17 protein-coding genes and 1 pseudogene are annotated in these 15,255 nt (G+C 68.7%); 8 read left to right on the forward strand and 10 right to left on the reverse strand.

Going from position 1 to position 15,255, the window contains the following annotated elements:
• Positions 1–148: 148 nt before the first annotated feature.
• The 9 genes and pseudogenes from IPK71_10330 to IPK71_10370 all read right to left on the reverse strand — a co-directional run bounded on the left by IPK71_10330 (position 149) and on the right by IPK71_10370 (position 6,839).
• Positions 149–1,273, reverse strand: a pseudogene (locus tag IPK71_10330) (caspase family protein).
• Between the two features lie 38 nt (positions 1,274–1,311).
• On the reverse strand, positions 1,312–2,088 hold the full coding sequence (locus tag IPK71_10335; protein MBK8214131.1) for a zf-HC2 domain-containing protein: 777 nt from the start codon (positions 2,086–2,088) through the stop codon (positions 1,312–1,314).
• Positions 2,085–2,681: an RNA polymerase sigma factor gene (locus IPK71_10340; protein MBK8214132.1), complete on the reverse strand. Its 597-nt coding sequence runs from the start codon at positions 2,679–2,681 to the stop codon at positions 2,085–2,087. The genes IPK71_10335 and IPK71_10340 overlap by 4 nt, the downstream gene beginning before the upstream one ends.
• Before the next feature lie 11 nt (positions 2,682–2,692).
• Positions 2,693–3,175 (reverse strand): hypothetical protein, encoded by a 483-nt coding sequence (locus IPK71_10345; protein MBK8214133.1) that lies wholly within the window; start codon positions 3,173–3,175, stop codon positions 2,693–2,695.
• Between the two features lie 29 nt (positions 3,176–3,204).
• Entirely contained in the window at positions 3,205–3,882 is a 678-nt protein-coding gene (locus IPK71_10350; protein ID MBK8214134.1) for a hypothetical protein, read from the reverse strand.
• On the reverse strand, positions 3,879–4,898 hold the full coding sequence (locus IPK71_10355) for a ferritin-like domain-containing protein (GenBank protein MBK8214135.1): 1,020 nt from the start codon (positions 4,896–4,898) through the stop codon (positions 3,879–3,881). The genes IPK71_10350 and IPK71_10355 overlap by 4 nt, the downstream gene beginning before the upstream one ends.
• Positions 4,895–5,560, reverse strand: a complete 666-nt coding sequence (locus tag IPK71_10360; protein MBK8214136.1) for a hypothetical protein — start codon at positions 5,558–5,560, stop codon at positions 4,895–4,897. Before IPK71_10360 ends, IPK71_10355 begins: the two co-directional genes overlap by 4 nt.
• Positions 5,557–6,195, reverse strand: a complete 639-nt coding sequence (locus IPK71_10365) for a hypothetical protein (protein ID MBK8214137.1) — start codon at positions 6,193–6,195, stop codon at positions 5,557–5,559. The genes IPK71_10360 and IPK71_10365 overlap by 4 nt, the downstream gene beginning before the upstream one ends.
• Positions 6,192–6,839, reverse strand: coding sequence for a hypothetical protein (locus IPK71_10370; protein ID MBK8214138.1), 648 nt, complete (start codon positions 6,837–6,839; stop codon positions 6,192–6,194). The genes IPK71_10365 and IPK71_10370 overlap by 4 nt, the downstream gene beginning before the upstream one ends.
• Positions 6,840–6,949: 110 nt before the next feature.
• On the opposite strand from IPK71_10370, the gene IPK71_10375 reads away from it, so the two are divergent.
• The 8 genes from IPK71_10375 (at position 6,950) to IPK71_10410 (ending at position 14,595) form a co-directional block, all read left to right on the forward strand.
• Positions 6,950–9,373 carry a protein kinase gene (locus IPK71_10375; GenBank protein ID MBK8214139.1) on the forward strand — a complete coding sequence of 808 codons (2,424 nt, stop codon included), beginning with the start codon at positions 6,950–6,952 and terminating at the stop codon, positions 9,371–9,373.
• Between the two features lie 186 nt (positions 9,374–9,559).
• On the forward strand, positions 9,560–10,681 hold the full coding sequence (locus IPK71_10380; protein MBK8214140.1) for a hypothetical protein: 1,122 nt from the start codon (positions 9,560–9,562) through the stop codon (positions 10,679–10,681).
• Positions 10,678–11,217, forward strand: a complete 540-nt coding sequence (locus IPK71_10385) for a hypothetical protein (GenBank protein ID MBK8214141.1) — start codon at positions 10,678–10,680, stop codon at positions 11,215–11,217. The genes IPK71_10380 and IPK71_10385 overlap by 4 nt, the downstream gene beginning before the upstream one ends.
• Positions 11,217–12,155, forward strand: a complete 939-nt coding sequence (locus IPK71_10390; protein MBK8214142.1) for a SpoIIE family protein phosphatase — start codon at positions 11,217–11,219, stop codon at positions 12,153–12,155. The genes IPK71_10385 and IPK71_10390 overlap by 1 nt, the downstream gene beginning before the upstream one ends.
• A complete protein-coding gene (locus IPK71_10395) occupies positions 12,152–12,685 on the forward strand; it encodes an ATP-binding protein (GenBank protein ID MBK8214143.1) in 534 nt (177 codons plus the stop codon). Before IPK71_10390 ends, IPK71_10395 begins: the two co-directional genes overlap by 4 nt.
• Positions 12,682–13,089: a hypothetical protein gene (locus IPK71_10400; protein MBK8214144.1), complete on the forward strand. Its 408-nt coding sequence runs from the start codon at positions 12,682–12,684 to the stop codon at positions 13,087–13,089. The genes IPK71_10395 and IPK71_10400 overlap by 4 nt, the downstream gene beginning before the upstream one ends.
• Positions 13,090–13,184: 95 nt before the next feature.
• Positions 13,185–13,865 (forward strand): NAD(P)H-binding protein, encoded by a 681-nt coding sequence (locus IPK71_10405; GenBank protein ID MBK8214145.1) that lies wholly within the window; start codon positions 13,185–13,187, stop codon positions 13,863–13,865.
• A gap of 124 nt (positions 13,866–13,989) precedes the next feature.
• Positions 13,990–14,595: a hypothetical protein gene (locus tag IPK71_10410; protein MBK8214146.1), complete on the forward strand. Its 606-nt coding sequence runs from the start codon at positions 13,990–13,992 to the stop codon at positions 14,593–14,595.
• Positions 14,596–14,651: 56 nt separating this feature from the next.
• Here IPK71_10410 and IPK71_10415 read toward each other — a convergent pair whose 3' ends face one another.
• Positions 14,652–15,206, reverse strand: a complete 555-nt coding sequence (locus IPK71_10415; GenBank protein MBK8214147.1) for an FKBP-type peptidyl-prolyl cis-trans isomerase — start codon at positions 15,204–15,206, stop codon at positions 14,652–14,654.
• Positions 15,207–15,255: the final 49 nt, after the last annotated feature.

Below are 15,255 nucleotides of genomic sequence, written 5' to 3' on the forward strand. Positions count from 1 at the left end.
ACGCGACGCCCGTTCCCGTGAGCAGCGTCCCGAGGGCGAACGTGCCGAGCCCGAGGGCGCGCCGCGTCTCGAGCCCACGCGCGGGCGGGGCCTCGTCGACGTCGGGGGGAGGCAGCGGCGGCTCCGTGTACGAAGCGACGACGGTCGCGTCGAAAGGAAGGGAAAATAAGGTCGAGAACGCCTCGTGGGCTGCCCCACGGGAGGCGACGCGGGGAGCGTCGACGACGAGCGACGCGACGTTCACGGCGTCGTCCCCGGGAGGCAACGCGAGCTCGCGGTCGTCCGACGTGCGCCGGAGGTACGCGCGCCCCGTGGGCGCCGGCCGCACCAAGTAGAGGTCGGTGCCGCGCGTGTTGTGCACGTCGGCGAGGCGCACACCCCGTGCATCTTCCAAGTAATAGTGCCCGGCGTGCGTCCCGTCGATCGTGAGCCTGCGGCCTCGCGCGGCGCGCAGGTCGACGAGCGCGTCGGCCCCGGCGGGGGCGCGGGTGTGCACCGCGGGGCGAAATTTCTCGTTTGGAATCGAGATGTTGGCGCGTGCCACGAAAGCGGCGAGCTCGCGGTACGTGACGCGACCGTCGCCGTCGGCGTCGGCTGCGCCGTAGAGCCCCGAGCGCACCTCGTGGCTGAAGACGCCGGCCTGGAAGGCGTCCCACTCGTGGCTCTCGCGCGCGGAGGACGTGGAGAGCACGAAGCCGATGCGAGGATCGGCTGCGAGCTCTCGGTCGGCCGCGAAGGACTGCACCGCGCGTCGCTTGCCCCCAGGGCCCCGCGCGTACGCGAGAAAGTACGACGAGCACGCGTCGACGACGAGATGGATGTGCTTTGCAGGTACTTTGGCGAGCGCCTTCGCGAGGTCCGTGCCGGTCAGCCGAGCGTCCTCGAGGGTGACCTGGCCCCTCCCCTGATCGACGCTCCCGTGCCCGGCGTAGGTCACGTACACCGTGGTCTCGACGCCACGCCCGTTCGCACGCGCGACGTCGTCGGCGAGCTGCGTGAGCGCCGCGTCGAGCTCGGCTCTCTTCGGCTCGCGGGCCTCGGCGGCGGCCTGCGGGTGGAGTCGCTTGGTGTTGTCGTCGAGGCGCGCCAGCACCGTCGTGCGTGCGCCCAAGAGGCGGAAGAGATCGAAGTACCTCGCCGCGTCGTCGTCCGCGTATTTGAGAGGCGCGACGTCCTTGTCGAGCGACGTGTTGACCCCGACGACGAGCGCGAACGTCGCGCTCTCGGGTTCGGCCGCGTGCGCACGAGATGGCGATCCGGCGAAGAGGGCCAGGCCAAGGAGGGCCGCGAAAGCCCGTGGTGCCCTCGCCCTCACGGCGCGACCTCGACCTTCACGACCACGTCCGTGGTGTCGGGGAGCGTGAGCGGGCCGAGCGGAGCCTTCCTCCCCCCGAGGGCGCCCTCGATCGCCTTCACGGTGCGCGGTGCGCTCGAGAAGAGCGCGTGGATCTCGAGGGTGCGTCCGTCGAGCTCGTGGGCGATGGCCTCGCGCAGCGGGTGGAGGCCGCGCCCGGTCTCGATGGGAACCGACCCGGGATCGTCTTTCGGGTCGTTCCACGCCGGGTGGTACCAGAAGACGTGCCCGTGCTCGTCGACGCCGAAGATCATGAGCTGCCCCTTGCCCTCCACGCTCTCGTAGGCGAACCCGAGCTCCGCGTCACGTCGCACGGGGCCCGCGCCTTCGAGCGGGGTCGGGGGGCCGCCGGCGCTCGTGTACACACGCACGTAAGGTGGCCCTTCGGCCGGAGCGCCACGCGACGCGAACCCATCGTCGGGCTTCTTTCGCCCTGCGAGCACGAGCAACACGATGGCCGCCGCCGCGACGAGCGCGAGCCCCACGAGCCTCGCCCGTGTCAGACGCGGAGGCGTGGCCTCGGCACGTTCGGTCACGAGCCCGAGGCCTCGGCCGAGCCGCTCCTCGAGAGAGACCGCCGTGGGATCGAGCGAGGCGAGGAGCGCGCGTCGCTCGTAGTGGTCGGTGCATGATGCACACGTCGGGAGGTGCGCGCGGAGGCGTGTCTCGTCCGCCGGTGAGATGCGCCCCTCGAAGTGGGCGTCGACGAGCGCCTTCTCGATGCACGTGGTCATGATTCCCCCTTGGGGCTCGTCGTGAGCAAGAACGTCGTGAGGAGCTCGCGCACGCGAGCTTCCTGGTAGGCGAGGGTGGAGCGGCTCATCCCGAGCCGGTCGGCGGCCTCGCGCTGCGGGAGCTGCTCGAGGAACCGCGCTCGAAAGAGGGGGGCGTACTTCTCAGGGAGGATCTCGGCGCGAAATCGCTCGACGAGCCGTTTGGCGTCGCGTTCTTCGTCGTCCCGGGCAGGGTCGGGGGTGACCCACGTGTCGTCGTCGGGCGCGGGCTCCTCACGGCGGCGCTTTCGGAGCAGGTCGATGGCCGCGCGACGTGTGATGGTGCGGAGCCACGCCCCGAGGTTCCCCCCACGGAACGACGCTCGCATCGACGCGTCCGCGAGCATGCGGCAAAAGACCTCGTGCGCCACCGTCTCGGCGTCCGCCGTGCGGAGGAGCTTCTTGGCCTCGTCGACCACGGCGCGCACGTGCCCCACGTACGCCTCTTCGAGCGCGCGTCGCTCCCCGGCGTGGAAGGAGAGGACCCACGCGTCGTCGGTCGCGCGGGCCTCTCCCGAGGGGCGCAAGAGCGCCATGAGGTAGGCGAAGATCACCGGTGCGAAGCCTACTTGGATCCCGAATACAGGTTTCCGGCACTGTCGATCCAGTAAGTGCCGAGCTCGTCGACACCAAGTGAGAAAATTCCACGTGGGATCTTGTGGATTGTCGTGGCTCGACCGTCAGTTGGATTTACGCGTACGAGCTCCGAATCCGGCCCCTCCGTGTAGAGAGCCTTGTCGTCGGAAGCGATGGGGACCGGATAGGGGGCGGGCCCCGCCCATACGGTGCGAGGTGGAGTGTAGGGTAGCTGAAATATTCCCTCTTTCGTGCGATAGTATGCGCTTCGATGGAGCTCGACGACGCTTCCGTCCCCATCGAATACCGTCGCCGAAATGCCTCCCATTGTGAAGGGGACGTTGTCCAGGTTGGAGCCGAGAGTGAAGGCGTCTTGTGGGTTGTTGAGAGAAATCGACTTTATGGCCCATCTGGCCCAGGTGGATGCAGGCGATTGTTCCTTGACGTATACTCTCTTGTCGGCAACTTTCACTCCGGCCGGATCATTCAGGCCGGTGGCAATCACGACGCCCGCCTGTCCCGAGCCCCGCTGGAATCGAGTGATGCGTCCCCCTCGGCCTCTCCCGTGACGACGTAATCTTCGGATATCGAAAACGAGCTGGGAACCGACGGCAGCTGGTGCAGTATCCATGGGTCCGACGAAGATGAGTCGGTGCTCATCTCGACGACGCCTGGGGTAAGGAAAACGTACGAGCGCTCGACTGCCACGAACAGCCTCGTTCCGTCTACGGCAATGCTGCAGCCGGCATACGGGATCGCGCTTAGGCGGCGAAGAAGAAGTCGCTCGTCCCCGGCTCCGTTTCGCAGCGCGCTCACTACGGTCGTACCGTTGTCCCAGTAGAGGCGATCGCCCGACGCTGCTACGCACCCGCCAGAGTAGGTCCTGGCAACCAGGGTCGGCTTGCCTTCGCTGACCGCGCCATCCATTGGGGGGGCGTCGCTGAGGTCGCCGGAGTCGGTTGGGAGAGCGTTTCCCCCTCCGTCACTGCCGAGCGCGCCGAGGCCCGAGCCGCAGGACTCACCCGGGCCGACACACACGTTGCGCGAGGGGCAGCACGTCCACCCTTCGGCGCACGGGCAAGCGCGCTCCTCGAGGGCGAGCTGGGCCGCGCAACCCTGTGAAAGGACGATGGAAAGTGTGGACGCGAGCGCGAACGTGAAGAGCGGCTTGGTGGTCATGCCGAGGGAACGTGCGGGCGGGGCGGGATGGACGAATCGAGCGTCGATTTTTTTCGGGCGGCACGCCGGGGCGCACCCCCGATGGAGGTGAGGCCATCGCGCAGCGCCTCCGCGAGCAGCGTCGCATCCTCCGAGGTGGGGAGACCGAGCCACGCGCGTGCCCGTGCGGGGAGGCCCACGCCGTGAGCGACGAGCTCGTCGAGAGCTGCCTCGTAGGCACGTGTGACCTTTTGCCTCTCGCGGGGCGCGAGCTTCGTGAGCAGGAAGGTGTGCACGTCGTGCGAGAGGGCGGCGTGGCGGGTCTCGTCTCGGGCGATCCGCGCGAACGTCGCGCGGAGCTCGGGGCTCGCGTGCGCGGCCTGGAAGCTTGCCACGAGCGCGGCGAAGGTCTCTCGGGCGCACCCCTCGACCGCGTTCTCGGTGGCGATAGCGACGACGCTCCGTGAGGGTGGCGCGGCTCGCCAGCGGCGCGCCCGTGGGAGCCTTGCGCCATGGGCTCGCGCGAGTCGACCCACGATCCTCGCGTGGGCGCGCTCGTCGGTGATCGCCCGCTTGGCGCGCTCGCGGAGCGACCGGGGTGCGCCGAGCTGCGAGAGATCGGTGTAGAGTGCACGAAACGCGGGCACCGAGGCACGCTCGAGGAGCGCCATCTCGGCGTAGTAGGTGCCGAGGGCCGACCGGGCCTCGAACGTCTCGGGAACGTACCCTGCCGGTCGCCTTCCAGCGCCACACTCCGAGCGCTTCGTGCACTCGACGATCGGTGTGCCCGAGATCGTTTCGCCCGTGAGCTTGCACGACGAGACGTCGCTGCCGCACTGCCGCCGGCAGTCGAGCTCGTCGATCGAGCCAGGGCGACCCTCGGCCCCCGCGTCGGGCCCGTTTCCGTCGGGGAGATAGGGCACGAGCGTGGTCGTCGGGCCGGGGCAAGGGCCGCACCCGTACGCCCGCCCCGCCGCCAGCGAGACGGCGAGTTGAAACAGCGCGCGGAGATGGTGGTAGCGGGTGCGATGCTTCACGGGGAAATCTCCACGAGGACGGTGCGGATCTGGGCCACGCGGATCGCGTCGGGGCCGTCGGCCGCTTCGCGGGTTCGGCTGATGCGCACGGTGAGGGTGCAGGGCCCGCTCCGCGAGGGCAAGTCGGCGGGCGCGAACGTGTACTCCCCGAGGTCGCGGGCGGGTCTACGCACGGCGGGCCCCGTGAGGCACCCCGATTCCATTTCGATGAGGGGCGCCGTCGTCGGGTCGGCTTCCCATCGGAGGGCGAGCGGCTCCCCTCGACGAACGGACTTCGGCGCGTCGATCACGAAGGGGCGGGGGAGCTCGACACGGACCGTGCGGCTCCCTTCGGCCCTCCGATGGTGCACGAGGGCGACGCTGCCTTCCGTGGCCACGGCGGCGATCGCGCGGTTGCCGCTCGGCACGAGCGCGGTCGTCGGTGACCCCGGGGCGTCGACGGTGAGCGACTCGGACGGGGATACGACGAGATCGACGGAGCTCGCCGATCGGAGCCCGACGTCGATGGCGAGCAGGCTGCCGTTGCTTCGTGCGCTCACGAGCATCTTCAGGCCGTCGAACGGCTCGGACGCGCTCTCGGCGGGAGGGACATCGCTCGTGCACCCGAGGCTCCGCAGCGCGAGCGCCAAGAGAGCCGCGCGCACCCACCGAGCGCGGCTCACGGCGTCACCTCGAACGTCGTCGTGGCGGTCTGGGTGGCCGAGCCGCTCGTGCGTACGATCTTCGCGGCGACGGTGCATGGCCCCTTCGTGGTGCGTGTCTCGAGCTCGGCCGGGTTGAACCTGTACTCGCCCGTGTCGGTGGCGAGCACCCTGGCTTGCGACCCCACGCACGGTCCCGTCACCGCGAGCGATGTCGTGCCGTTCGGAGTCGGCGTGCCGGTCCACGTGAGGGTGATCGCCTCGGAGATGCGCGCGCCCACGGGCCCGACGACGGCGAACGGGGCGGCGAGCTCGGCTCTCACCTCGGTATTCCCGCCGCGCCCGGGTGGCCTCTCGAGGCGTACGACGAGGTTCCCGCCGAAAGGGGGAAGCGTGGCCTCGAAGGTGCTGGTTCCGTTGCCGATGCCCGTCTCGAACGTGTCGGTGACGAGCACGAGCCTGTCGCCGTCGACGAGCCGAAGATCGCTCGAGGGGCTCGTGAGGCCGCCCACGACGCGGGTCTCCGCCGGTGTCCCGTTCACGGTGAGCCGGATCTGCATGTCGCGGGTCGACATGTCGCTCGACACGGGGGACGGAACGTCCGAGCAGGCAAGCGAGCCCGCCGCGACGAAGACCATGACGTACCGCGCCTTCATCGCATGATCCCCACGCCGACGAAGGCTGAGAGCTCTTGGATCATGAACGTGCGGCTCGGCTCGCCGAGGGTGTGGAAGGCGTGCGACACACGAAACCCAGCCTGAAAGAGCGACCACCCGAACGCAAGCTCCGACCTGTGCTGCACGACCCGCCCCTCGGGCCCGGCTGACGCTGGGAGGAGCTCGGCGGAGACCTCGACCGTCCGTGAGGGGCTCGCGAAGAGGCGTGCTCGTAGCCCGAGCCGCGGGTAGGCGCGGCCGGCGAATGCGTAGCGGCCCACGTCGAACCCGACGCCGACGAACCCCGTGAGCCCCCCGGGCGCGGCCCCGCTCCACTCGACGAGGCGGACGTCGAGTGAGGTGTCCCCTCGCACATGGGAGTAGGTGTCGTCCTTGACGGGAAACCCCAAGAATTTTAGCTCGAAACCGACGTTCCGGGCGAAGTGGCGGCGCACCGACAGCTCGAGATCGGCCGTAGGTCGCGCGACCCGAGCCACGCTGCCGCGCCCGGTGAGCTCCGTTCCTGCGTATCCGCCCCCCCACATGCCGAGGCGCACGAGGTCGTAGGGGTGGTCGGCGGCCGCGGCCGAGCGCCAGGGGACGAGCCACGCGGCGAGCGCGAGGGCGAGGAGGGGACGTTTCATGCGGAGGGGAGGGTCGCCATCATGCACGCGGAAGGCCAAAACGCGCGAGGTCGCTCCGGCTGCTCCTTGGGGGCTCACGGCTCGCGCGTTTCGGGTACTCTCCGGCGACGATGAGCTTCTTGCAGCCCGGCACCGTCTTCGCGAAGGACTTCCGGATCGTCCGTCATCTGTCGTCGGGCGGGATGGGCTCGGTCTTCGTCGTCGAGCAGCTCTCGACCGGCAAGGAGCGCGCGCTCAAGGTCATGCACATGGAGCTCTCGGCCGACGCGGCCCACCGCGTGCGCTTCGAGAGCGAGGCGCGCATCTCGGCCTCGATCGAGAGCGACCACGTCGTCGAGGTGCTGGCGGCGGGCGTCGATCCCGAGACGAACATCCCTTGGCTCGTCATGGAGCTCCTTCGTGGCGACACCCTCGAGGGGCACGTCGAAGCCCACGGGCCCATGAGCCGCGGCTCTCTCCGCGAGTGTGCGCGGCAGCTGAAACACGTCCTCGAGCAGGCCCACACGCTCGGCCTCGTGCACCGCGACCTGAAGCCCGAGAACCTCTTTTTGGCCGCTGCGCGCCGGCAAGACGTGCCCTTTACGCTCAAAATCCTCGATTTTGGCATCGCCAAGTGGGCGCAAGAAGCGAAGGGCACGCTCAAGAACTCGCAGATGCTCGGCTCGCCCTTGTGGATGGCCCCCGAGCAGCTCCGCCCCGGCGCCACGATCTCCCCTGCGACCGACGTGTGGGCCCTCGGGCTCATCGCCTATTTCCTCCTCACGGGCAGCCACTACTGGGCCACGGCCAACTCGTCCGACGCGAGCATCACCGGGCTCCTCATGGAGATCGTGAACGATCCCATGCCTCCACCGAGCGAGAGGGCGAAGGCGTACGCGCCGTCCGCGTCGCTCCCGGAGGGCTTCGATGCGTGGTTCGCGGCGACCACGAACCGTGCGCCGGAGGGTCGGTTCGAGCAGGCGGGGCCGTGCCTCGACGGGCTCATCGCGCTGCTCGGGGAGCCGAGCGTCTCCGCGGTCCCGCTCCCGTCCATCGGCCCGCGCCCCTCGTCGGCCGCGCTCGATCGCGAAGGGCTCTCCGACTCGAACGATCCCGAGATGCTCCTCCGGCTCGCGCGCGTCTACGAGCTCCGCGACACCGACCAGCCACGCGCGGTCGAGGCGTACCGCAAGGTGCTCGAGCTCACCGCGTCGGACGACGCCCGCGACGCGCTCGTCACCTTGCTCGAGCGCATGGGGAGGTACGCGGACCTCGCCGACGTGCTCACGCAAGAGGCGGAGCGGGCAGGCCCAGGCGCTCGTGCGGCGCGGCTATGGCGCAAGGTCGCCGCGGCCAAGCTCGAGCACCTTGGCGACGAGCCCGGCCACATCGAGGCCTTGCGGCAGGCGTTCTCTGCCGAGCCCAAGGACGGTGAGGTCGCCGAGGGGCTCGTCGACGCGCTCGTCGCGGCTCGAGGTCTCGACGAAGCCGAGGCCGTGGTCGCCGCCGCACGCGAGGCGGGGCTCGGGGCCACGTTGGTCGAGCGGCTCGCGGGCCAGGTCGCCGAGGCGCGCGGAGACCTCGTGGGCGCCGAAGCCGCCTACGCACGAGCGCTCGAGGGCAACGCGCGTCAAGACATCTCCTTGCTCGTGAAGTCGGCGCGCGCCGCGGCCCTCTCGGGATCCGCCCCGCGCGACGTGCTCCGCGATCGTTGGGCTCGTGTCCTCGCCGTCGATATCGAGCACACGGAGGCGTGGGAGGGGATCCTCGCGATCGTCGCCGACGATCCGTTCGAGTCCATGGCCGTCGGAGACGCGGCGCGCACGCTCCTTGGTGATCGAGCTCCTGCGGCCGCGCTCGATGCCGCATCCCTCGCGTCGGCCAAGGTCCCCTCCATGGAGATCGGGCGCGAGCTCCTCGAGCAGCTCGCCGAAGCGCCGCTCGTGCTCCCCGATGGGCTCGCTTCGCAGTTGGCCGAGGTCACGGCGGCGGCTCCGCTCGCGTCGTTCGGGCTCGGCCTGAAAGAGCTCGTCGATCCGATGACGAGCTCCCGCGCCCTCCTGTCGCGCGCGATGCCGATTTACAAGCAGCTCTCGTCGGCCGGGGCCGCGCTCGACCTCCCGTCGACGCGCAAGGTCTACTTCCGCGAAGGCGGTTCGGCCGGGCTCACGCGCCTCCACTCCGATCCTCCGGCCGTGGTCATCGGGGCCGACATCGAGAGCTTCACGCCCGAAGAGGTGGTGTTCGCCGCGTTCGAGTTCTCCGCGCGCATGCGCCCCGAGCTCGACGCCCACTTCGTTCTCGGGCAGCTCCCGGGCCAGGTCGAGCTTGGTTCGGGCGCGTCGGAGTACCTCGAGGGGGTCGAGCGGGCTGCGGCCAAGGTGGGCCTGCTCGCGTCGGGGCGTCTCTCGGCGTCGAAGCGCCCGCTCGCGTCGCGGTCGACCGTCCACCCCGACGCGCACCTCACGCCTCCCGCGCTGCTCCGAGAGCTCGGCCTCTTCGTCGCTTCAGGTGCCTTCGCTCGTGCGCGCAAGGCCGCGGTCGACGCCGCCTGAACGCCCGAAGGGTACGACACCACCCCCGGGGGTGGGACGGTAAGGACCATAGATCCGCGAAACGATGCGATTTTTCCGCGTGCCGCGTGAGCATCTCGGATATCTTGAGAGCCTCGTGACTGGCGCCCGCTTCGAGGCTCCGTGCACGAGCATCGTCCCTGCCATGACTTTCGCTGGAGCTCCCCGATGATATTCGAGCCGGTCTACGAGGGTCTTCGCGACGCCTGCCGAGCCTTCGACATGCGCCGCGAGCGCATCGCCAAGAGCGCCATCGAGCGGTGGCTCGAGCCGCAGGTCGGCCCCGCCCTCTCGAGCGACAAGCTCATCTCGCACATCATCGCCGACGCCATGCTTCGCCGTATGGACCGGAGGCTCGTCGAGGCGAAGAACATCTACCTCGAGTCGTTCGACATCTCGCAGATCGAGCTCTTCTACGCGATGACCAAGGGCTACCCCCAGGTGCCCAAGGCGCACGACATCGCGAACCAGTACCTCTCGCACGAGCTCCGGAGCCACACCTCGGCGACGTTCGTCGAGATCGGCATCGGCCGCGGCGTGCAGGTGAAAGGGGTCGTCGACCGCCTCGCCGCCGACCCGGGGAAGCTTCGCGAGCTCACGGTGCTCGCCATCGATCCCGACCCGGAGAACCTGCGCGCGTCGAGGGCGCTCCTCGAGGGGACGAAGGGAGCGCTCCCGTTCTCGCTCACGGTGCTCGAAAAAGAGGGGTTCTTGGAGCGCTTCACGCCCGCGACCTTCGAGGATCTCGCGCGCACCGCCGGCCCGAACGTGGTGATGAACTCCGCGTACACGATCCACCACACGGCCCACCCGGTGGGGAACTCCGACGTGCGTACGCGCCTCTTCCGCGCGCTCCGCGAGGCCTTCGCGCCGAAGCTCTTCACGCTCGTCGAGCCGAACGCGAACCACGACACCGAGCAGCTCGGGCCGCGCCTCGCCGCGTGTTTCGAGCACTTCGGCACGGTGTTCGATCTCATCGACCGCTCGCAGCTCCCGGACGTCGAGAAGTTCGTCATCAAGGAGAAGTTCTTCGGCCGCGAGATCCGCGACATCTTCGGCACGAGCGACGCCTTCCGGTGCGAGCGCCACGAGACGCTCGAGAGCTGGCTCCTCCGCCTCACGAAGGCCGGCTGGGAGCCCTACGAGGCGCTCGGGACGATCGACGTCACGCTGCCCACCTACTGCTCCGCCGCGCTCGACGACGGCATGGTGAGGCTCGGGTACCGCGGTCTTCCGCTGCTCTCCGTCTTCGCGTACAGGTCAGGGAACACCCCCTCGAGGCACTCATGAACGACGGTCTCTCCGACGAAATGCAGGTCCATGGCGCGCTCATGGTGGGGTTCGCCCAGGCGTGCGTGAACCTCAACATCGTGGCGGGCCAAGAGGCGACACGCTTCATCGGTGGCCTCCAAATCAACGACTGGTACCCCCTCTCCGAGTGGGAGAAGCTCCAGAAGCTCGTGATTCGCTCGTATGCCAACGTGGACCCGATCATGGTCAAGGTCGGCATCGCGATGATGCACGGCTGGTACCACTTCGGGCCCGGCAAGAGCGCGGTGAAGAAGGGCGTCTCGTTCTTGCACTACCAAACGGGGTCCGGAGGCTTCGCGAGCGTCGTACGAGGGCCGGAGAGCGTCGTGGGCTCGTTCGAGCTCGAACAGTTCGACAAGACGCGAGGCCTCGCGGTCGTCCACTCGACGACCCCGTTCGATCGGAAAATGGAGTGCGGCGTGCTCATCGGAGGGATGACGGCCCCGGGCGACGTCGACTACGTGGACGTGACGAATACCGACGATCCCGACCGACTGATCGTGGAGTTCCACTGATGAATGCTCCGATTACCCTCGAGGACGTCCTCGCCGGGAACGACACGCAGCTCCTCGCCCAGCTCTCCGAGAAGGAGCTCCTGCGGCTCTACTGGAAGTTTCGCGGCCTCGCGAAGACCCTCGAGCGCGACACGGCCTTCTGGAGCTCCACGAACGACAACCTCAAGGTCGCCTACGAGCGGCTCGACGAGAAGGAGCGCGAGCTCGCCGCGGCCTACCACATCATCCGCGAGGACCTCGAGGTGGCCTCGAGCGTGCAAAAGGCGCTCTTGCCCCGCATGTTCGCCACGATGGCGAGCGAGCTCGAGCTCTCGGTCTATCACAAGCAGCTCTCCGAGGTCGGCGGCGACTACTTCGACTATTTCCGCACGGCGTCCGACAGGTACGCGATCGGCCTCTTCGACATCTCGGGCCATGGTGTGAGCTCGGCGCTCGTCATGGCGTACCTCAAGGCCCAGTTCATGACGATCATGGAGCGCCTCGAGGACCCGGCGGAGATCGTCGAGTGGGTCAACAAGGCTTCGTTCGAGTTCCTGCGCGAGGTCCGCAAGTACGCGACGGTGAACTTCACGACCTTCGCCGAGGACAAGCTCACGTACGTGTGCGGCGGTGGGTATGGCCTGCTCCTCGCCAAGAACGGCGAAGAGTACGTGTTCGAGAAGAAGAACCACTTCTTGGGCTTGCGCCAGAAGCCCTACATCGAGCGCGAGCTGCCGTTCGGTGTGGGCGACATCTTGGTGCTCTACACGGACGGCATGGTCGAGGCCCAGAGCGCCGAGGGCGCCGACTATTCGGTCGCGCGCCTCAACGGGCTCATCCGCAAGAACCGCGATCTGTCGACCGACGACATCGTTCGCATCTGCGTCGAAGATTACCAATCGTTCCGAGTTCAAGACTCCGACGACATCACGCTCATCGTGATGAGGAAGACGGCATGAGCCAAGAGCCCACACCCGTGAACGAGCTCGACGAAGCTCGGCTCATGCAGACACGAACCCGGTACCGCATGTCGCTCGGCCCGCTCGAGCACGTGAGCGGAGACCTCGGCGGCTTGCTCGGCGAGCAGGTCATGCAGATCTTGGGCATGTTCTACCCGCGTAACTTCGCCAAGAAGGCCAACGTGGTGGTGACCGAGCTCGTGACCAACGTGTTCGAGAACGTCTTCGACCCGAAGTCGACCTTCGACCTCGAGATCGACGCGGGCCCGAGCGGGCTCGTCATCGCGGTGAAGAACCGCGTGAGCCCCGAGCAGTACGAGAAGGTGAAGAGCCGCATCGACACCATCCGGACCACCCCGGATCTCCGCGCGCTGCTCGCCAGCACCATTCGAGAGCGCCGCGCGGAGCGGCTGAAAGGAGGGCTTGGCCTGATGCGCCTCGCCCAAGAGAACAAGTTCGACCTCGCCATCGCCTACGAAGACGGAGCCATGACCGTGACCGCGACGTACACGACGGGGGTAGAAGCATGAAGATCATCACCTTCGGCGAGATCGTCGACGCTGGGCAGAGCGTCTTCCACTCGGTGCTGTCGGTCGATGGCCGCTCCCTCAAACACCGGTTCGAGGGCGTCATTCGTGTCGACAACCCGTACCGCTCCCTCAAAGACCACATCGACGAAATCCCCAAGAAGGTCGAAGGTTTGGCGATCGACGAGGTGCTGATCGATTTCGCCGAGCTCCGGTTCTGCAACTCGAACGGGTTCTACGTCATCATGGACATCGTCGAGGCCATCTACACGAGCGCCTCCGACGCGAAGGTCACCGTGCGGCGCCTCGACGACGACGACTGGCAGCGAGAGACCTTGCCGATTTTGCTCAACGTCGACGACGAGTCGATCGGTCGCCGCACGAGCTTCACGAACGTGCGCGAGTAGCGGTCGAGCGGACCGTAAAGCTTCGTGAACGCACGTTGCTCGCGGGCAGCCGCGGAGCTACCGATACGGGCTCACTCAGGCCGAGGGAGCTCGTCATGAAGGTCGTGTTGTTCGGGGCGACGGGGATGGTCGGCCAAGGTGTCTTGCGCGAGTGTCTGCTCGCGCAAGACGTCTCCGAGGTGTGCGTCGTGGGCCGCACGAAGCTGCCGGCTCGGGGGCCCTCCGAGCCTCCGCGCGACAAGGTCCGAGAGGTCACGGTCGACGACGTCGGCGAGCTCGGCGCCGTGGCGGGGGAGCTCGCCGGGGCCGACGCCATCTTCTTTTGTGCCGGGGCCTCGTCGGCGGGCATGACGGAGGAGGCGTACACCCGCGTCACGTACGACCTCACCTTGCGCGCGGCGAAGGCCCTCTTGCCCGCCTCTCCGGGCGCGACCTTCGTCTACGTGTCGGGGGCCGGGACCGACGCGTCCGAGCGGGGGCGAACGATGTGGGCACGTGTGAAAGGGCGCACCGAGAACGCTCTCCTTTCGCTCGGGTACGCGCGTGCGTTCATGTTCCGGCCGGGCCTCATCCAGCCGCTCGACGGGATTCGCGCGAAGACGCCCCTCTACCGCGCGGCCTACGTCGTCCTCGCGCCCGTCGTGCCGGTGATGCGGTGGCTCGCACCCGGCCTCGTGACGACGACCCGCTCGGTCGGTCGCGCCATGCTCGAGGTCGCACGGAAGGGCGCCGACAAGGCCGTGCTCGAGAGCGCGGACATCGCCGCCATCGGGTGAGCGCACGAGCGCCGTTTCGGTCCTCGCGGGAGACCGATTCGTTCCTCCGCCCCTCCCCGGTGGCTCGCGGGAGCCAAGGAAAACGAGGGGATTCGCTCGGCACACATGCTGCTCTCGCGCCGGCGTGGACCTCCCTGACCGCTCGTCGTCCGTACCACCGGTGCTCGTCCGAGCGCCCTCGTGGGAGGACGACACGAGCCCGACCGAGGTCTTCGTCCGGCCCGACTCTCTCGCCCCCGTCGCGCCCGCGTATCCTCGCGAGGGACCGTCGCACGTCGTGCGGACGGGCCATCTCGGTCGTGGGCTCACCCTCGCGGCGCTCGTGCTCGTCGGCTTCGTGTCGGGGCACGGCGTCGTGAGCTCATGGCGGCACGCGAGAGGTACGGCCGCCACGCCGCTGCCGCTCGCCGCTGCGGTCGCCACCGTGGATCGTCCACGCACCGACATGTCGGTCTCGCCCGGTGTCGCGCCTGTTCCGCGCGTCGATGGGCGCCCCGTGCCCGCCTCGTCGATCGCGCCGACCGCCGTGGCGAGGCCTTCGCCCGTCCCGCCACCGAGCTCTCCCGCGGTGGTGCCCGCTCGTCCGCTGCGAGGTGCCGTTCCGGCCGTGAAGCAAGGACGAAGAACCAAGGTCGACGTGCGCTCGGCCGAGCCTCCGCGTTCGTCGGGCGACGAGTCGAGGTCGCGTGCGATCGCTACGGCGAGGTCGGCGTTGGACGGCGCGTTGTGAGCTCGCGCCCGTCGCTCCCTCACGCGTCGTCGAAATGTCGATCCTTGGACGGCTCTTCACTCCACGAGCACTTCGAGGAGCTCGACGTCGAAGACGAGGGTCGCCTTCGGGGGAATGTTCCCGTGCCCGTCGCGGCCGTAGGCGAGGGCGTAGGGGATCACGAGCTTGCGCTTTTCGCCCTCTTTCATGCCGAGCATCGCCTCGGTCCAGCCGGGCACGACCTGGCTCAGGCGAAAGTCGAACGGCTTGCCGCGGTCGACGGAGCTGTCGAACTTGGTGCCGTCGAGGAGCCATCCCGTGTAGTGTGCACGTACCGACGAGAGGCGGCTCTTCGGCTGTTTCCCAGCTCCCGGCCGCAAGACCACGTACTTGAGGCACGAGGGCGTCGTGACCCACTCTCCGGTCACGGGCTCGCCCGCGAGCTTCGTGAGGTCGGGCGTGTTCGGGCAGTCGGGCGGCGGGGGCGGGGGCGTCGGCGCTTCGGGGGTGAGCGCGGCCCCGTCGGATCCGTGGCGTTCGGCCGCCCGCGGGGCTGCCAGGGGCTTCGGCTCACACGCCGTGACGGAGAGGCACACGAGAGACACGAACGGGATCGAAGCGCGCAGCGACATGCTCCCTTGGTAGCCGAGCCGAGGTCGCGTGGGCAAGGTCACCCGCGCC

The sequence above is a fragment of the Myxococcales bacterium genome (genome assembly GCA_016712525.1).
GTDB lineage: Bacteria > Myxococcota_A > Polyangia > Polyangiales > Polyangiaceae > JAAFHV01.